The 19,346-nt window shown below is 33.7% G+C and carries 18 protein-coding genes and 1 pseudogene; 14 read left to right on the forward strand and 5 right to left on the reverse strand.

What is annotated here, in order from left to right:
- Window positions 1–103 precede the first annotated feature (103 nt).
- On the reverse strand, window positions 104–979 hold the full coding sequence (locus tag RIN63_RS02760; RefSeq protein ID WP_310443129.1) for a LysR family transcriptional regulator: 876 nt from the start codon (window positions 977–979) through the stop codon (window positions 104–106).
- Between the two features lie 117 nt (window positions 980–1,096).
- On the opposite strand from RIN63_RS02760, the gene RIN63_RS02765 reads away from it, so the two are divergent.
- The 5 genes from RIN63_RS02765 (at window position 1,097) to RIN63_RS02785 (ending at window position 5,123) form a co-directional block, all read left to right on the forward strand.
- On the forward strand, window positions 1,097–1,675 hold the full coding sequence (locus RIN63_RS02765; protein WP_310443130.1) for a UbiX family flavin prenyltransferase: 579 nt from the start codon (window positions 1,097–1,099) through the stop codon (window positions 1,673–1,675).
- A 97-nt stretch (window positions 1,676–1,772) separates the two neighbouring features.
- Window positions 1,773–3,200 carry a non-oxidative hydroxyarylic acid decarboxylases subunit C gene (locus tag RIN63_RS02770; protein WP_310443131.1) on the forward strand — a complete coding sequence of 476 codons (1,428 nt, stop codon included), beginning with the start codon at window positions 1,773–1,775 and terminating at the stop codon, window positions 3,198–3,200.
- A complete protein-coding gene (locus tag RIN63_RS02775) occupies window positions 3,200–3,427 on the forward strand; it encodes a non-oxidative hydroxyarylic acid decarboxylases subunit D (protein WP_310443132.1) in 228 nt (75 codons plus the stop codon). The genes RIN63_RS02770 and RIN63_RS02775 overlap by 1 nt, the downstream gene beginning before the upstream one ends.
- 90 nt (window positions 3,428–3,517) lie before the next feature.
- Window positions 3,518–4,708 (forward strand): MFS transporter, encoded by a 1,191-nt coding sequence (locus RIN63_RS02780; protein ID WP_310443133.1) that lies wholly within the window; start codon window positions 3,518–3,520, stop codon window positions 4,706–4,708.
- A gap of 31 nt (window positions 4,709–4,739) precedes the next feature.
- Window positions 4,740–5,123 carry a hypothetical protein gene (locus RIN63_RS02785; protein ID WP_399324040.1) on the forward strand — a complete coding sequence of 128 codons (384 nt, stop codon included), beginning with the start codon at window positions 4,740–4,742 and terminating at the stop codon, window positions 5,121–5,123.
- 770 nt (window positions 5,124–5,893) lie between these two features.
- On the opposite strand, the gene RIN63_RS02790 is transcribed toward RIN63_RS02785, so the two are convergent.
- The 4 genes from RIN63_RS02790 to RIN63_RS02805 are packed head-to-tail and all read right to left on the reverse strand — an operon-like array spanning window position 5,894 to window position 12,264.
- Window positions 5,894–9,307 carry an HsdR family type I site-specific deoxyribonuclease gene (locus RIN63_RS02790; protein ID WP_310443135.1) on the reverse strand — a complete coding sequence of 1,138 codons (3,414 nt, stop codon included), beginning with the start codon at window positions 9,305–9,307 and terminating at the stop codon, window positions 5,894–5,896.
- Window positions 9,308–9,310: 3 nt separating this feature from the next.
- A complete protein-coding gene (locus tag RIN63_RS02795) occupies window positions 9,311–10,441 on the reverse strand; it encodes a restriction endonuclease subunit S (protein ID WP_310443136.1) in 1,131 nt (376 codons plus the stop codon).
- Window positions 10,428–12,035 carry an N-6 DNA methylase gene (locus RIN63_RS02800; RefSeq protein ID WP_310443137.1) on the reverse strand — a complete coding sequence of 536 codons (1,608 nt, stop codon included), beginning with the start codon at window positions 12,033–12,035 and terminating at the stop codon, window positions 10,428–10,430. Before RIN63_RS02800 ends, RIN63_RS02795 begins: the two co-directional genes overlap by 14 nt.
- A gap of 1 nt (window position 12,036) precedes the next feature.
- Window positions 12,037–12,264 (reverse strand): helix-turn-helix transcriptional regulator, encoded by a 228-nt coding sequence (locus tag RIN63_RS02805; protein ID WP_310443138.1) that lies wholly within the window; start codon window positions 12,262–12,264, stop codon window positions 12,037–12,039.
- 988 nt (window positions 12,265–13,252) lie between these two features.
- Here RIN63_RS02805 and RIN63_RS02810 point away from each other — a divergent pair.
- The 9 genes and pseudogenes from RIN63_RS02810 to RIN63_RS02850 all read left to right on the forward strand — a co-directional run bounded on the left by RIN63_RS02810 (window position 13,253) and on the right by RIN63_RS02850 (window position 19,335).
- Window positions 13,253–13,456, forward strand: coding sequence for a hypothetical protein (locus RIN63_RS02810; RefSeq protein WP_310443139.1), 204 nt, complete (start codon window positions 13,253–13,255; stop codon window positions 13,454–13,456).
- Window positions 13,456–14,520 carry a hypothetical protein gene (locus tag RIN63_RS02815; protein ID WP_310443140.1) on the forward strand — a complete coding sequence of 355 codons (1,065 nt, stop codon included), beginning with the start codon at window positions 13,456–13,458 and terminating at the stop codon, window positions 14,518–14,520. The genes RIN63_RS02810 and RIN63_RS02815 overlap by 1 nt, the downstream gene beginning before the upstream one ends.
- Before the next feature lie 267 nt (window positions 14,521–14,787).
- Entirely contained in the window at window positions 14,788–15,261 is a 474-nt protein-coding gene (locus RIN63_RS02820) for a hypothetical protein (RefSeq protein ID WP_310443141.1), read from the forward strand.
- 130 nt (window positions 15,262–15,391) lie between these two features.
- Window positions 15,392–15,622: a hypothetical protein gene (locus RIN63_RS02825; RefSeq protein WP_310443142.1), complete on the forward strand. Its 231-nt coding sequence runs from the start codon at window positions 15,392–15,394 to the stop codon at window positions 15,620–15,622.
- A gap of 311 nt (window positions 15,623–15,933) precedes the next feature.
- Window positions 15,934–16,122 (forward strand): helix-turn-helix domain-containing protein, encoded by a 189-nt coding sequence (locus RIN63_RS02830; protein ID WP_310443143.1) that lies wholly within the window; start codon window positions 15,934–15,936, stop codon window positions 16,120–16,122.
- Between the two features lie 327 nt (window positions 16,123–16,449).
- Window positions 16,450–16,733: pseudogene (locus tag RIN63_RS02835) on the forward strand (recombinase family protein); the annotation flags it as partial.
- 9 nt (window positions 16,734–16,742) lie between these two features.
- On the forward strand, window positions 16,743–16,961 hold the full coding sequence (locus tag RIN63_RS02840) for a helix-turn-helix domain-containing protein (protein WP_310443336.1): 219 nt from the start codon (window positions 16,743–16,745) through the stop codon (window positions 16,959–16,961).
- Between the two features lie 281 nt (window positions 16,962–17,242).
- Window positions 17,243–17,608 (forward strand): hypothetical protein, encoded by a 366-nt coding sequence (locus RIN63_RS02845; protein ID WP_310443144.1) that lies wholly within the window; start codon window positions 17,243–17,245, stop codon window positions 17,606–17,608.
- A 335-nt stretch (window positions 17,609–17,943) separates the two neighbouring features.
- A complete protein-coding gene (locus tag RIN63_RS02850; protein WP_310443145.1) occupies window positions 17,944–19,335 on the forward strand; it encodes an SAVED domain-containing protein in 1,392 nt (463 codons plus the stop codon).
- Window positions 19,336–19,346: the final 11 nt, after the last annotated feature.

Here is a 19,346-nt window from a genome sequence, read left to right on the forward strand (position 1 = left end):
GCATAATCTAACATCATATACATAGAGGCGGTAGTATTACACCTGTAGTGGATATCATTGGGATGAATCAAATCCTCGTATACAGCTACTAAAACATTTCTTACTATGATTTAATACTTTTGATAAATTCTTTTATTGTGTAGGAAACATAACCTTCGTTTCGCCAAATTAAATTAGAGGTAGTAGTCCAAGGATTGTTTTTTATAGGTATAACTTGAACGGACTCTCTTAGTTTATTATTAATCATGGAATAAGGTATAATAGTTGAACCAAAATTGCCTAATAACATTCTTAATAATAGACCAGAGTCATTACATATGCATGAAATAGTTATCTTAATGCCTTTTTTCTGGAATTCATTAAGAATCCTTTTATATAAACTATTAGAATCGGGTGTATCAAGAAGTAGAAGTGGAATCTGTGAAATTTTATCCAGAGTTATATATTCATCAGTAAATTTGAAATCCTGTGTAGTGACAAAAACACAAGTATCCTGTTGGAGTTCTTTATATGTTAATCCATCCATGTCAAAAGGCAATGGGGAAATAGCGATATCAATGATATGATTTTTTAATAAATCTATGAGATAAGATATACTTCCTTCATGAATTTCTGGCACAATGAATGGATGTTTTTCGCAGAAATTCTCTAAAACAGGAAGTAAGATTTCAGAGCAATAGATAGTGGTGCCAATTGATAATTTATCAGTCATATGTTGCTCGATTTCTTTCACCTCAGTAATAGCTTCATCCATACTATTAAGTATTGTTTTGGAATTTTTCAATAAATTTTCCCCTGCTGGAGTAAGTTTCATATTTTTTTTGTTAGTTCGATCAAAAAGTGTAACTCCAAGCTCTTTTTCCATCGATTTCAATTGCCTTGAGAGTGGTGGTTGCGTTATATATAACCGATCTGCTGCTGCAGTTATACTACCTTCCTCAGCAATTGTTACAAAATATTTTAATTGTCGAATATCCATTGAATCTCTCCCTTTTTAATTTTAATATACCTTAAAGGTATTATAGGCATACTTTATAGATATTTTCAATATTGTTTTTTCTCTTATATAATAAAGATAGGAAGATAGAGAAGAGAGGTGAAAAACAGATTGAAGGTTACAGTGGCAATTACAGGAGCAACGGGAGCAATTTTTGGAATTCGCATATTGGAAATTTTAAAAGGTATTAAAGAAGTAGAAACTCATCTAATTTTATCCGATTGGGCAAGAAAAACTATAGAGTCTGAGACAAACTACATGTCTGAACAAGTAGAAGAATTTGCTGATTATACATACAATGCAGATAATTTAGGAGCAAGAATTTCAAGTGGTTCATTTGCAATAGATGCAATGATTATTGCACCATGTACTATGAAAACACTTGCATCTATTCGAGTAGGGCTTGCAGATAATCTTATATCACGTTCAGCTGATGTTATCTTAAAAGAAAGAAAAAAATTGATTCTTTTAACAAGGGAAACACCTCTAAACAGTATTCATTTAGAAAATATGCTTGCTTTGTCTCAAATGGGAACAACGATTCTTCCACCAATGCCTGCATTTTATAATCATCCAGAAAACATTGATGATATAGTAAATCATATTGCTTATAGGACAATTGATCAACTTGGTTTTATTCTACCAGATTTAAAACGCTGGGATGGATTCGAGGGATAGAAAAAAAATATATACAAAAAGGTATGATAACTATATAGAACATATAGTTTGTTTTTTATTTAGCGTAGTTTATTTGAATAAATTAGGAGGTAATTAAATGGCTTACAAAGATTTAAGAGAGTTTTTAGAATTACTAGAATCAGAAAAACAATTAGTAAGAATTAAAGATGAGGTTATGCCTGAACCAGATATTAGTGCTATCGGGCGTAGTGCACCAAATATGGAAAGTGCACCAGCAGTTTTTATAGAAAAAATTAAAGGATATAAAAATCCACTTGTACTTAATGTTCATGGTTCTTGGCAAAATCATGCACTAATGTTGAATATGCCTAAGGACACCCCCGTTAAAGATCAATTCTTTAGATTAAAGGAACTTTGGGAACAATATCCAGTGAAACCAGTTTGGGTAGATAAGAAGGATGCACCAGTAAAGGAAGTAATTATTGAAGATGATATTAATCTTTTTGATGTACTGCCACTTTTTAGGATCAATGAATTTGATGCTGGATTCTATCTTTCAAAAGCACTTATTGTTAGTAGAGATCCTAATAGACCAGATAACTATGATGAACAGAATGTTGGAATTTATAGAATTCAAGTAAAAGGAAAAGATAAAGTGGCAATTCAACCATTACCTTTCCATGATATTGCAGTTCACTTTAAAAATGCTGAAGAAAAGAATGAAAGACTTCCTATAGCAATATGCCTTGGTAATGATCCAGTTTTAAGCTTTATGGCTAGTACACCAATTGCATATGTACAATCAGAATATGATTTTGCAGGTGCTCTTAAAGGAGAACCAATAGAACTTATTAAAGCAGAAAACAGCAATCTTGATATTCCAGCTCGTTCAGAGGTCATACTTGAAGGATATATTGAACCGAGAGTTCGAGAAATAGAAGGACCATTTGGAGAATTTCCAGGAAGCTATTCTGGTTCACGTCTTCAACCAATTGTAAAAATAACAAAGATTACACACCGTACAAATCCTATATTTGAAAACTTGTATCTTGGCATGCCTTGGACAGAGATTGATTATTTAATGGCTCTTAATACAAGTATTCCTTTATATGATCAAATAAAGAGAGACTTCCCAGAAGTGCAAGCAGTAAATGCTATGTATACACATGGTATCGGTGCGATTGTATCTACAAAATCACGTTTTGGAGGATATGGAAAAGCTGTTGCAATGAGACTTCTTTCCACACCTCATGGAATGTCATATACAAAGATCGTTATTATAGTAGATGAATTTGTTGATCCATTCAACCTTGAACAAGTTATGTGGGCTCTTACAACTCGTGTACGTCCAGATAAAGATGTATTCAAAGTTCCATATGCTCCAGGAATGCCTCTTGACCCATCTTCTGAACCAGCAGGAATGCATACAAAATTAGTTATTGATGCAACAACCCCTGTTGCTCCAGATTTTGGTAGAGATACTGAGCTATTAGAAACTCCAATTGGAACAGAAAAATGGTCAGAAATTCTTCGTAATTTAATTAAAGAGGGAGGAAACAAATAATGAAATGTCCTAGATGTAATTCCGAATCAATAGATATAATGGCAAAATCACCAGTTGGTGATGTATGGGAAGTATATTTATGTGATACATGTACATTCTCATGGAGAAGTACCGAAGGTACAAATATAACTGATCCAGAACAATATGACAAAAGGTTTAAATTAAATCCAGAAGAATTTGACACATTAGCTCAAATCCCACCAATTCCACCACTATTGAAGAAATAGTATGTCTTGTAAGAGAGTGCCTCTCGTCCTAAAGGATTAGAGGTCTTTTCTTATGAATAATTAAAATTTAAATAAAAGGGGAATTAACATATGAATGTAAGTAAAGAAAATAAGATATTTACAGCCCAGTTTATTATTGTAATTTTGATGGCCCTATCATTATTCTTAAGTGTGATGTTTTTAACATCAGGTATTCCAGCAAATATTACAGCAACCACAGGAAATGCATTTATAGGTGGGATGATGACAACATTCTTCATGATCGCTGCAATTATAACAAGGCCTATTATTGGATATATAATTAAAAAAGTTAATGTGAAATCTTTAAATATAATGACTATTATCATTTTATCAATTCTTATTTTTAGTTTATCTATAACTAATTCTATAGCACTAATGCTGTTTATCAGAGTATTACAAGGTATTTGCTTTGGTATATTATCAACAAGCATGGCAACCATGGCAACAAATGTAATTCCGGCAAAGCGAATGGGAGAGGGTATTGGTTACTATGGAATGGCAACAAGTGGTGGAACTAGCTTTGCTCCTATGATAGCACTTTCAATTTTACAAGCTTTTTCATACAAAGCATTAATATTAACATCAACAGCACTTGCAATTGCTACTCTTGTTCTTACCCTATTGTCAAGTAATAATAAGAAAGAAAAAAGAAGTGATGTAACTAGCGATGTGATAGAAAAGATTTCTTTCACTGAATATGCATTTGATTTAAGAGCACTGTTACCATGTATTATTGTGTTATTTTTCTCTTTCACACTTGGGGGAGTAACAAGTTTTTTAAAACCATTAGGAAAAGAAGCTGGTATAGAAGCTACGATTTCACTTTTCTTCTTAGTAGAATCTATTGTATTATTGATATCAAAGGCAGCTTCAGGTATTATATACGACAGATTAGGACATAAAGTAATAATGTATCCTGCAGCAATATGCGGTATCATAGGACTTTACTTGCTATCAATTGTAGATAGCACTACAATCCTACTTGTTGCAGCAGTATTTTATGGAATAGCATATGGTTTTTTAACACCCACGCTACAAACAGTTGCAGTAAGTAGAGTGGACAAGAAAAAACACGGGACAGCAAATGCAATGTACCTATCTTTCATGGATTTGGGTATGGCAATGGGTTCACCAATTTTAGGAATTGTAGCTGGAGCTCAAGGTTATCGTGTAATCTATTCAATATCTATAATTTTTATAGTTGTACTAATTCTACTTTATGCATTTACAATTGGACATAAAAAATCAGCGCAATTATAGAGTATTTTTATTAAAAGGAAGGTGACAAAAAATGAATGAATTTTCTTTTAAAGTAGGGGAGGGAAAGTATCAAGTCTGTCTCCATGCAGTGTTCTGTGGTAAGGATGTTTCTGTATGTATTTTTGGTGGAGATGTGCCTCATATCGGGGCAGTGTCTGTTGCTGTTCCAAGGAAAAGTCTTACGGGGGATGGCAGTAATTCTGCAAGTGCAAGTGTAATCTGTATTACGGGTCATAAAGAAGATGAACTGGCTCGCCTTATCGCACTTCGTCTTAGTTCTAAATGGCAGTGTAATGTCACTGTTTCAGTAGGTGTTCATGTGGATGATGCAAAGAAGGATGATATTGATATTATAGGCAGAAATATCGAAGAGCTCGTTAGAAATTTTACAGATAAAGTCGCTAGAGAAGTATAAAAAGTTAAAATGGCTTACACAAATGAGTGTAAGTCTATATTTTTATCTCGCTATATTAAAGCACTAACAAAATTATAATAAAATAATTTACTTGCTTATAAATAGCAGTCAGTATTTTTCTTTAGTTATCATCAATATGCTTATGCCCCAGTTACTTTAGTAAAGGATTTGAAGGTATCATTAAAAGAGGATACAAAAAAAGTCAATTTTAATTGATATGTTCCCGAGTACTGCCCAAGTTGAGACGGTTGTTCTTTTGTCCAGAAAAAATCCTGATGATAGAATTGAGATTGACCTAGACCTTAATGAGCTTGATATTACTACTGGAGGATGCACGAGTGCCACAATGTCCACCAGAAAAAGAAAAAGTGATAACAGAGACTTAAAAACATTTTAGGATGATATGAGTAAAAGGATTTGGAAATTCGCTTGCAGCCAACGAGTGCAGATAAAAAGATTATTTTAAACTCGTTTATTATGTCAGGCACAAAGTCAGCAGATTTAAAGGAATGGTGTCAAATGTTTGCCTCGACAATGACGACTGCGTGGATGTCATGATAAGCAAGATACTGAACTAATAACCCAATAAACTACCAAAAAACAAAGAGCTTCAGAAAGGGAGTACAAATTAGGGATTTATGAAAACAAAATAAGTTTTTGAGCGACACCTTCAAGCGGGCACAAACAGACAATCCTACATTTAGGGAATATCCCCTAGATGTAGGATTTTTTATTATGATTCAAGCGCATTTTTTACAGTATTATAATCCCTATGGAGTGTTTTGCTCTGCCACCATCGAAAGATTGTCTGATGGAGTATATTGATAAATCTTGTCAAACTGTGAAGTTGAAGAGTACGCATCTGAATTTTCTTCAAAGTTCTCTACCTGTTCCATAACCTTGTTGAAAATCTCTGGGCTATACTGTGGTGGATAACCATTCTTCACCAAGCATATCTTTATATCAAGTTTCAACTGGTTACGAACATTTTGATTATTAAGCCAATCTGCAAATGAAGACTTTGTATCAATAATTTCCTTTACTTTTTTTGCTAACAACTTACACTCGTTGTTAATAATCACACCATCTACTTCTTTATCTGTACCATATTCAAAATTATACTGGTCACGTAAAGCAATTAGGATGTCGTAAAAAGCTTTTTCTTCAAAAGTTAAACCAAGTTTTCGGAAGCTATCTCTATTTTCGTTCATTTGACGTAAAATAGATAGTGCTTGCTCTGTTGCAATCTTAATAATATCATCGGAGGCTTTTTCTTGTGTTTCTCCTGCTTCTTCAGCTGTAAGCTTTTTACGTCTCTCGTGATAATCTGCAATTGTCTTTTCCAACATTTCTTGAAATGTTTTTGCAGCTACCTGATTCACTTTTCCATATTCCTTAATTTGTTTTCGTAGCATTTTTATAAGAAGTTCAAGCTTCGTTGCAGGCATTTTAACATCAGATAGTTTTTCAAAATATTCAGGGGAGAAAATATCTTCTTCCTCACCACTTTCAAGAACACTTTCTACTTGATTATATTTTAAAGCTTCCTCGACCATTTTAGAAACTGCACGATTCATTGTGTCAGCATCAACTTCGCTTGTCCCACTCATTTTACGAACGAAACCAGCTATTGCCATAAAACACTGAGCAAGGGCAGATTCGGCCTCGCCAAGCTCACCTGAAGGCTGGCAAATATCAAATGCGGTTCTCATTCTTTTAACTGTCTTTAAAAAGTAGGTTTTAAACGATACTTTTTGTACTCTACCATTTCCCTCCGTCTGTAATTCTTGTGTTGAAATAAAAACATATTCCGCTGCTTTGGCAAGTAATTTGTAACGTATAATTGGGTCGCACTCTGGGTTTAAGAATGGAATTAAATCATAATCAGCAAATAATGTCTTTAAAATTTCTAGTTCTTCTCTGAACACCTGTGTAGCTTGTTCAACATCATCTACAGTAGGTGCAACGGAATTGTTCCCGCCATATATCTTCATTGCTTCACGCATATTATCACGAATACCAATATAGTCTATAATCATACCAAACTCTTTGCCAGGATTCTTTCTGTTAACTCGGCTAATAGTCTGTATCAGCAAATGTTTTTTTAGTGGCTTATCATTATACATATATGTAAGAGAAGGTACATCAAAACCTGTAATCCACATATCTACAACAACAACCATTCTAAAGTTAGATTTTTCTTGTTTAAACGCTGCATCTAAATCCTCAGAACGCTTATCATTACGTGCGCCACCTAAATAGTTATACATATTTGCTTCATCATTACTACCAACACTTGAAACCATGGCAATGAATGGCATAGGTTTTAACTCTTTAAGTTCTTCTTCCGTTATCTCAACATCTTCTGCACCTTTCTTTTCCACGAACCATTCTGGATATTTGTCTTTAAATTTCAGTAATAAATCGTAAGCTATACGTCTGCTAGAACAAACTATCATAGCTTTTTGTATTCTCTCTGGATCCCCAGCACAGGACGAAACATAATGATCATGAATATCAACAGCAAGTCGCTCCAAACGCAACGGCTCACCCAAAATCATCTCCATAGAACTCATGGCATTTTTACTTGCTTCAATATCTTCGTAAGTTGCACCATCATCAGCACATTTTTTATAGTACTGTTCAATTTCCTTAGCTTTTTCTTTATCGAGCAAAACTTTCGCAATACGAGGATGGTACTTGATAGACACTGTTAACCCGTCTGCAACAGCTTGGTCCATTGTATATCGGTCAATTTCCTCACCAAAAGTTTGGTAAGTTTCTGCAATTGGCGTACCTGTAAAACCTACAAAAGTAGCACCTGGAAACGCTTCCTTTAATACTTTTGCATAAGGCTTAGACACCATAGCTTTCATGTTTTTGTCTGTGTCTTTGCTGAATTGAATCTTTTTAGCATGCTCAATTTGAGTTCTGTGGGCTTCATCTGAAAAACATATAATATTCTTTCGGTCATTAATAAGGCCAATTTTGTCATCTTCTCTGTCGCAGAATTTCTGAATAGTACAGATATAAAATCCACCACTCTGTCTTGCTCCGAGTTCTTGCCTTAAATGAGCTCTATTTTTTACAACCGAGACTTCACCAAGATTTAAAAATTCCTTACTTTTTGTAAATAATTTTGCACCTTGTTTTTGTAGTTCATCTCTGTCGACAATTAAAACAATAGTTGGAGAACCTATTTCAGAAACATCAGTACAACGGAGTGCAAGTTGACGAGCAAGAAAAGCCATTGTATAGGTTTTACCACATCCAGTTGCACCAAAGTATGTACCGCCTTTGCCACTACCTGTGACAACTGAATTCACAATACTTTCTTTTAAAAGTTTAGCCGCAAAAAACTGAGGATACCTACATACAATTTCACGCTCTTCGGTATCATAAATACTATCTTGGAAATATATATAATCTCTAAAAATCTCAAGAAAACGAGCAGGACTATATACACCCTTTATCATGGTTTCTGTTTCAGCAAAAGGAAGAGTAGAAATTTCATCACCATCATTTACACGACGCCAAGCATAGAAATGCTCATAAGGTGTGCGGACAGTTCCAAGTCTTGTTTTAACACCGTCAGAAATACACGCTAACGGACAATAATGCAAAAGATGTGGAATATCTCTCCAATATCTTATATTTACTTGTTCCCATGCATCATAAATTGTTGCACGAGCGTCTGCTGGGTTTTTAAGCTCTATTACACAAAGTGGCATACCATTTACAAACAAAAGAACATCAGGTCTGCGATTTTCTTTCTGGCCATTATTGGTATATTCCACAGTAAACTGATTAACGGCACGAAAAATATTATTGCTTGGGTCTTCAAAATCAATCAAAGATACCATTCTTGCCATTCCATCTTGAGGCGTGAACTGAACACCATCTACCATCCACCCATAAACCTTATGTAAGGTAGCAAAATCACTTTCACTACCTACAAGGCGAACAGCATCAAAAATCTCAGCAACCTCATCTTCATTTAAGTAATGGTTTGTATCTGCCATAAATGTTTTGAAGTCATCTTCAATCAATACATCTCGTTTAACAGAACGTTTTATATCGTTTCCAGAAAGATACTGCCAACCCTCAGCCTCTAGAAAGCCAAGAAAGGCATACTCATATTCTGATTCACAGTATCGTCCATTGTATTCTTTTAATTTAGCCATATATTATGCCTCCTTTAATTTTTCAGCTTCTTCTATAGAGCCTTTTATTAGGATTGGGCAAATATCTTTAATCTGCGCTTTAAGCCTTTCATTAATTTGTTTTCTTGAAATATAAACAATATAAATATTTGCAGCACTTTTTTGATGTTCAATATCTGGAATAGGAATTGTAATATCACCAATTTCATCAAAACTCACAACATCTCTTGTAGAACCCCATGAATTAAAGCCAAGATATCTTTGTGTCTCAGGTCGTGATAACCATAACATGAGATATTCAGGATATAATTCATTTTCATCATTTATTTGAAAGACTTGATATGAACCAGATATAACGCAGTCTTCGCCATCTCTTAATGCTAAAGGTAGTTTTGTTCCATTTGCTTTCATTACTTTGTTATAAGCAAATTGTCTATGCTGAACTATTTTTCCTTTTTCAAAGTCTTCAGCAACTCTTTTGGGTTCAATGAATTGCATATTAATATCAACTCCCCGTGCAAGTTTAACCTTATTTCCATCATTTCGTTCATCAACTTCCGATAAATAAGTTTTAATCTTTTTACAAGGCATATTTCTTCTTAAATCCTCAATATAAGCATCGCAAACCAGTTTCAAATCCTCAAGCCCACGCTCATAGCATTGCTGATTTGCAAGCATAGCATTATAGACATCTACATATTTTTGTTGAATTGGAAGTGGTGGAATTGTAATGGATACATCACACATTTCACCCCAATTAAAGAACTCCGTTGCACTTCCCCAAGAATCCCATCTTGAATATCTATCAAATTCTGGTCGATTAAAAAATATAAACAAATATTCTGGTAATATGACTTCTATATCAGAAACCTTAAAAACCACATAATCTTCCGTAACAATAAATTCTTCACCTGTATTATTAAAACCTAACCCTATTTTCTCGCCCATTCTCGTCGTTCGACGGTTAAACACAAAATTTTTATTTCCTACAATTTGAAATTTATCAAAATTTCTATCAGAAATATCGGCTTTTGTCTGTTGAATCTGTTTTGAGTTTGAAATACCTCTAACATCATTAATTCCATATTTTAAATCAGTATTTCGATTCTCAACTCTTTCAATATATTTACCTAGTTTTTCTTTAATCAATCTCATAGCCAATCCCCCTAAATGCATCTTCCAACATTTGCTGGGATTTTTTTTCAGCTTTCATTATATCCTGCATTTCTGTCTGAATACGAGCCATTTCCTTTTCATAATCAATATTTAGGTCATTATCAATAAATTCTATATATTTGCTTGGAGTAAGTGCCCAGCCTTTTATTTCAATCTCAGCAATACCCACACTTCGATAAAGTTCAGGTGCTTCGAATTTTGTTCCGTCACATCCTTCGCTTTGCCATGTGTGATAAATATCAGCTGCTTTTTCAATCTGCTCTGGTATCAATCGGACTTTCTTTTTATTTTCACCTTTAACAGGGTTTTCTGTCCATTGACGCAAATCCATAAAGAGTATTTCATGTTCACGATTACGGTGATTTCTTCCATGATAGTTACCACCTTTTTTATTTTGGTTTAAAATCCAAAGGGTAACGCTAATATCAGTAGTAATGAATAATTCTCTTGGCAAAACAACAATTGCTTCCACCTTATCATTTTGAATAAGTTTTTTACGAATCTCTAAAGTGTCACTATCATTTAATGCACCGTTAGCAAGCAAGAACCCTGCGATACCGTCTGCTGGTTTTAAGTGGGAAAGCATATGCAAAATCCAAGCATAGTTTGCATTGCTTTCTGGAGGTGTAACATAGTCTGACCAACGAGCATCATTTTTTAAATTGTCATTATACCAACCTTTAAGATTGAAAGGTGGATTTGCCATAATGTAGTTAAAATACAAACCTTTGTGTAAATCATTAGTAAAAGACGAATCACTAGTTTCACCAAGATGGTGACTAATTCCACGTAATGCAAGATTCATTTTTGCAAGACGATATGTGGCTGGTTCCTTTTCCTGTCCATAAATGTTTATGCTATTAATATTACCTTGTTTTGATTTTACAAGTTCAGCACTTTGAATGAACATACCGCCAGATCCACAAGCGGGATCATATAGAGTTCCTTCATATGGCTCAATCATAGATGCAATAAGCTCTACAACGTCATGAGGAGTGTAGAATTCTCCTTCTTCTTTTGTAGCATTAACAGCAAATTCTTTAAGGAAGTATTCATATACATGTCCAATAAGGTCTTTTTCTTCTCCAAATGCCTTGTGACTAATTTTATTTACTTCATCAATAATTTTCTTTATGTCGTTAGGTGCAAGGTTTCGTGTTGTAAATGTGCCTTCGACAAAACAACCTTTCAAGTCTTTTGAATCTGTCGCAATACTATGAAGAGCAGTATCAAGTGCAACATTAAGTTTTGGTGCAGGTGTATTGATAATAGTTGACCAGCGTGATTCTACTGGCAGATTATATGTTCCATCTGTAAAGGTAGCATCATCAAAAAATGCTGATCTAATATTTTCATCCTCAGGATCTAGTCCTTGTTCAATTAAAGTCTGACGAAGCTTTTCAATTCCATCCTCGTACTTTTCACCAATAAAACGTAAAAAAACAAGTGTAAGCACCATGTCACGCTTCTCGAAGAACGAACCTGAGTTACGTGCTGCACGTAGAATATCTCTACAATTAAATAAAATATTATCAATGTTTATTGCCTTTTCATCAGCTTTCTTCTTTGCCATATTATATTTCCTCACCCTCTATATTTTCGTCTGAAACAATTTCTATTACATCTGCAAAATCAACATTTAGTGCTGTACAAACTTTTACCAGCACTTCCATACTTACATACTCATTTTTAGATAACTTTGCAATTGAAGAAGAACTAATACCTGCAATCTTTTGTAAATCTCTTTTTTTCATATCTCTATCTATAAGCAATTTCCATAGTTTTTTATAGCTTACTTTCATAATGTACCTCCTATGTAATCATTATTTTAGATTATAACATAAAATCTTTGCAAACACAAACATTGTATTGTGTTTGCAAAGATTTTTTTTGCATATGGATTTTTGTTATACAGGTTAAAAAACAACATAAAACCTTTGCCTGTGATTTGGGAGAAAAAATAAATTTTAAATCCACCGGAAAACCTCACTTAAATTCTGCTTAGCTAGATAGAGAGATAATTTTATGGTACGAAACCTAAATTCACAAACAGAGATAAGAGTATGTTCTCGCAAGGCAAATATGAATGCAAAACAATTCTTACTACTAAAAATGGTGAGCCTGTTGGTATTTCACAGAATTCAGATCCCACCTTTCCAATATGGAAAGTGCAACATGGCTATTCTAGCGTGGTGTTTGCTACTTATGACGATGCAATGGCTTATTGCAAAGGGCGTTTTTGTAACCTTGACGGAGAGTTGGTGTAACCTATGGAACAAACAAAATATCATCCTTTAGTCGATTGTGACACTGATGGGGCAGAGAAAGTTCCTATGTTTTGTAGTACCGATGCAAACACCATTAGCCGAATTAAGATTATATGGAACTGCATAGGTGAATTTAACACACCAACGGATACTGAAAATGAAAAATATCGGCATAGCCGGTAATCACTTACCAAACTATGCCGATATTTTTTAAAGCATAAGATCCCTAAGTTGCACCCACTAAATGGGGCTCTATTTTTATGTCCTTTTCTTTGGAATCCAATAGTCAATGTACTAGTTGATAAACCAGCTAATCATTGATCGTTTTGCCTAATCATTGCAAAGAGTAACGACTTGTTAGATATTTTATTCAAACGTGGCATTTTGTAGAGAACATTCTGCATTGTAGTTGCAACAGTCATACAAATTTTCAGCATATTCATTTAGAATGTACTTCGTATTGGAAGTAAATCACTACAGAACAATGACTGGGTGGGATTTCCATTAAGAGGGAGCGGTTAAAATGAATCTAGTTCTAAAAGTATGCAGGAGTGCAATCAAGGAAACGAAATTAGAAATTATATGCATCAAGGATCTGGGCAACGAACAAGGTGGCAGTAAAAAGTCTAATAACACAAAGGAAATTAATCATTACAACAAAATTAGAAAACGAAATGAGCTCACTGACTTAGTAGGCATTATTACTAAGGATGGAGGTGCTCATTGATGGCAGAAAAGAAGTTGATTATAGGGGCAACAGAAACTACAGAGATTATTTATATTGGCTCAAATCTTAAAGCCAAAGGTGGTAAAAGAGAAATGCAGGGTTATTATTTAGGTGATAAAACTTCTGAATTTAATTACGATAAATATGGCCGTCAAGTTCATGAGAAAGAAATTATTGTAGGCAAATATCATGCTAAGAATTATAAGCAACGCAATAAAAATAGGCGTAACCTTGTTAAAGAACTCATCGAGAATAATTTTCAAACAAGAAAATGTATGATGATAACTCTGACATTTGCCAATGTTGTAAAAGATCACCCACAGAGCACTAGTTTAAGTAGCAAAGAAAACAATTTATTTCAGGAAATTTATCAAGACTTGAAAATAATAGAGGACAATTTCTTAAAAACAATGAACGATATTTTTACACCAAACAATGTAATAGGAAATAAAGAAAAAATGAACGACCTATCTTATGACAGTAAATATCACGATCTAAAAACCTGCAACAAAGAGTTCAAAAAATTTATACAGAAAATGAACTACAGATATGAAAATTTTAAATATGTTGCAGTTATGGACAAGCAGGAAAATGGCAATTGGCATTATCACATTATATGTAACCTTAACTATATTGAATATAACGAACTTAAAGGAATTTGGAACTTGGGTGGAGTGTTTATAGCTAAAATTGGATGCAAAAATCAGCTGCTTAAAGTAACGAATTATCTTAAGAAAAATATGGTTAATGCAAGATTATATTTAAAAGGTCAAAAGGGTTATCTGGCTTCTAAGGGGTTAAATAGAAATATTGTTCTCCGTTCATGGGCAACAAATGAACAAACAGAATTCCAAGAACAAGCACAACGCCTTGAGGAAATAAAGAAAGAAGTTGAATATAGCAAAAAACGCATTTTTGAACATAATTATTCTACATGGGAAACGTGTGATGGCTATCCTATAGAAATAAATCGAAATTGTATATTTAAATACTATACCTATTCAATTGAATCTAAAGAAAACTTTACACTTATGGATACTGCCATAAGAAAACATGGCCAATAGCATAGTAGTTTCTTTATTTATCAATAATGATGTGAATTAGACGTAAAAATCTTTGAAAAAAATTAAGAAATATGAGAGAACCCAAATACCAAAGCCGCAGCTTGGGCGGCACGATGTAAACTGAAGGGTAAAAAAGAGGTCTGCTATATAAAAAGTACCTCTTTCCCCCTTAAATGAATGATATGACATTCTATAAATTGGCACAAGCCAGCTCCCAAGCGTAGTTCACAATAACCAAAAACCAATAAAGAATGGAGGGGGAATACCATGATTATTATGATGCCAGAGATATCAATAATATTAGATATTGATAGTAAGCTGACAAAGACACCAGCTATGTGGTCACTTGCATTGGCATTGAACTGCACCCTAGGGTATTATACAAAAAAACATGATAAAAAATTGTTGAATGTAATTTATGATGATCAATCAGCAATCATATCAGTAAATGGTGCTGCACTGATGTTGCAGGCAGCCACAGATCAGGAAACTATGATTATTACGGGCAAGGCTGTAAAAGAAGGAGCAAAGATAACTATAATGACACAGCTTAGTTTTGATATTTACTTTTTCGCAGTATTACAAAGTAATTTGTTACAGTCACTGCCGGTGGTAACAGATGATTCTTTGCAGCATGACTTAAGATTATTAAAGAGGGTAAAAAATCCAAGTGTTGCTACGCAAAAGTTATTTCATGGCATGGTATTAGAGATGAGAGGTGAAATGAATGATACATATTGATATGACCAAAACAAATTTGACAGATAAGCAGGCGGCAGAGTTTATGCTGGACATATTAGAACTATCTAGAAAGGAAGAAATTGTGGTTAACGACATTCGATTTAAAAGCAGAACAGCGTAAGTAAAAGAAATGATTCGCGTTGAAAAAGGAAGAGAAGTTTTTTTAAATGCTTTGGAAGAACTAGTTGAAATTGCTGCTCAGCTTAAAAGTTCTTCCAGTATGGCTTCTAATGCTCAAATTGCTAAGCTCCGAGAAGATGGGGAGGCATTAAAGAGTTTAGCAATCTATATGGAAAATGCACAAAATGAAGATTGTAAGGATAATTGCTGCATTCTGAAAACTGGTTATGAAAGCAAATAAGCATTTTTCTGTACCCCTACCCTGTTTATTCAAAAGGAAATACATGCACTATGGGCGAGTTCTTCCACATATCAGCTGAATAATGACAAAGGTAGGTTTTAGTTAGATAAAATTTAGTTAACTAACTAAATTTTAATTTAATATGAGTTTAAAAATGGGAATGTAAGGTGAGAAAATTGGTGTTTGAAGAAAAATATTTGCTTGAATAGAAAAATATATGTGAAAGAGTGAGATAGATAGATGACAGAAAAGAAAATTTCCATAGAAAACATTGAGAAAAAATAAATGAGCTGCTTGCTAATCAAGAATTGTTGCTGAAGCATTTGCAATTGCAATCTGGCAGAAAATTAAAAGGTTCTAGCCTTAGAGAGCAGGTAAAATACTTAACGGAACAAGGCTATTCTATACGAGAAATAAGTTCTATGCTTAAATGCTCAACTACTACAGTGTCAACCAAAAGAGCAGAGATTAAGGCAATGGATAGTTTAGAGGTGCAATAAGTAGTGTTATGTTTCATTTATTTGGTTATGCCAACATAGCTAAAATCTAAAATATCGAGAATTTTTGCTCTAAAATTATAAAAGGGTGTTAAATAGTACAACGCTCTAAAAGGTGTATCAAAATTCCAATATAGTTTTATTGGAACGATTTTTGTGCCATATGGGTATATTGGCGGTTTGCTCTATTAAGGTATACTCATATGGACAGGGTGATTTTTAGAGTTTTGGAGCTTTAATAATACTTGTTATATGGAGGAATTGACTATGAAGGTAGGATATATTCGTGTATCAACCACAGAACAAAATACGGAACGGCAAAAAGCAATTATGCAAGGTCTAGAGGTAGAAAAATTATATACTGATATGCTATCAGGAAAAAATACAGACAGGCCACAGCTTAACGCACTACTAGCTTTGTTCGTGAGGGTGATACCGTAGTGGTTGAGAGTTATTCAAGGCTAGCACGTTCTACAAAGGATTTACTGGACTTGGTAGAAAAGCTGAATCAGAAAAAAGTGCAGTTTATCAGTCATAAAGAAAATATTGACACATCAACACCACAAGGACGATTGATGTTCACTATGTTTGCAGGGCTGGCGCAGTTTGAGCGTGAATGCCTGTTGCAGCGGCAGCGTGAAGGTATTGATATTGCTAAGCAGCAAGGTAAATACAAAGGTAGACCTAAGAAGTCATTTGATAACTTCACGGAGTTATATGCTTCTGTAAAAAATGAAGAAATAAGCATATCTAAGGCAAGCAAGCTATTAGGGGTATCACGCTCAACCTTTTACAGGAAAATGAAGGAGCATGAGGATAGCAGTGAGATTGATTTTGGATAACTTCTCCCCTTCTGACCTAGAGAAATCTTTGGTATACAGTATGGGGAAATTGAATAACAGAAACTACTTGTCTACATTATGCTAAAATTGAAGTCGATTGTGAGTATTTAATTGGTTTCTAGAATCAGTAAAAAGCAATGTAATAAAAAAGTATATCAATATTAATTTCCCATATAGTACAGTTTGGATTAATTGGAGTTACAGTGAAATGAAAAGGACTTATATTTAAAGATAGTAAATTTCTAAAGTTTGTCGGGATTAAGAAAATGGAGGTTAAAGGCATGAATTATATGAAGTACTACGAAAATTATAATTTTGATGATATGTCTCAAGACGACTTGATTAAAGAGATATTGCGTTTAAATTGGTTTGTAGATGAAATGCAAAAAATGATTGATAAACTTGAAAAGGTCAACGGTACGTTAATGAAAAAACACCCTGCATTTAAGGAAAATATAAATACTGATGATATTATGGATAAACTAGTGGCTGGCGATAGTCTTACTAAAATAGGCAAATACTATGGTTGTGATAAAAAGACAATTAAAAATCGGCTATATCGAGAGCAGTGGACGGATAAGGATATTGCAAAACTAAGGCAAGGAATTGATGTACGCAAAGAGGATTGGTTTAATAATGGATATTAATTGATAGGCGGTTGTTCAAAGATATATGCAGAGAAAGAAATAATTCGGGGAAAACAGATTCACCGGGGTTACGATAGGAGTATTAATAAAACAGAATAGCCATGAAATCCGAGCTTGGTGAATTTTATGGCTCATATTCTTTCTGTTCCCTTAATAGATATAAATCAACCAACAAACAAAACTAGTCGAAGACATAATTGCTTATTTACCCAAATAAATTTCTTACTGCATTATTGGAAATATATGTTATAATAAACACTAACAGATTATTCTGACAATAACGGGAAGTTATATAAATTGTCATAAAATATATAAAAAGTAAGGAGGAGGATATTATGGGAGGAAAAGAAGCGTCACGAGGATTCTTATATCAAGCCTTTGCTTCAGTTCTTGAAGCTTTGTACAAAGAGAGCTGGGATAAAATTTATATAGAGATGCACTCTGCTAACGATAAGGTTGATATTGCACTAGAAGAAGACGGAAAAATTATTAGAAGTATTCAAGTTAAATCGACAATAAATACTTTCAGCAAAGAATCTGTGAAAAAGTGGTTACAGGATCTTATCAAAGATGATGTAGGTACGATAGAATTTGAGCTTTTTTTAATAGGACAATGCGATGATGAAGCTATTACATTTATAAATTCTATGGACAAACTTCAAAGTGACAAATTGGATGGCAAAGCGAGAACATCACTAAAAGGATTTGATACAAGTATTATTAAAGGTAAAATAATAAAGTTTACATGTCTTCCATTTAATGTTAACGTATTGGAAAAGATTGTTAGAGATTCTTTACATCAATACATTTCATATAGCAATCGAACTTTGACATTTGATCAAATAAGTTTCATCGCTTCGGCTACTGTAAACGATCAGATGATTTCTTCAACACACGGAAATGGTATTGATAGAAAAGTATTTGACGAAGAATTAGAAAAGCGCATTTTTCTAGTCGCAGATAAATATACACCTAAAAGGGTATCAATCGGGGTAAAAAGCTTTTCTCGTGGCACAGGGCAATTGGAAAATGAAACTCAGAGTTGCTTATCACTAATTGATAAATTTGATGGTCGCAATTTAAAATATGGGTATGACTGGAATATAGATATTTATAAAGAATTGGATGGATTCCTGATTTCCAACACATGTAATAAACAAGCGTATCAAATATTTTTAGAGACCCACTCATCTATAGCTTTTGCCTCAGGAAGATTATTTGATAGTAAGTCGGGAGTTAATATTTTTCCAATACAACGATCATCAACTAATGGTACTATATTATGGGATGTAAAACTATCATCTAATGAAAGTTACCCTAACTGGGATATTTCTCACGAAGGATTAAATGAAGGTCAGTATGATTCTGCATTAATATTAAATGTTACTCGAAATATATATGATGACGTAATACACTATATAAAAGAAAATAATTTGTCAATTGGGCGTGTTATTAAATGTACGCCAAATATAAACGGTGCTACAAACTTCTCGATTAAAGACGGAACGCATGCAACTGTTTTAGCTAATTCAGTTTATAGCGCTATCGCACAAAGAAGCACGGCTGAACGGCGTGCAACATTACATATTTTTGCTGCTGCACCAAATGCATTTATGTTTTTCTTAGGACAGAATTCAAGAGGATTTGGTAAGTGTATTTTGTACGAATATGATTTTGACCAGCGAGACTCGTGTTCGTATTTATCATCAATAGATTTTACAAATTAAAGGAGGATTAT

Source organism: Tissierella sp. (assembly GCF_031460495.1).
GTDB lineage: Bacteria > Bacillota > Clostridia > Tissierellales > Tissierellaceae > JAVKTS01.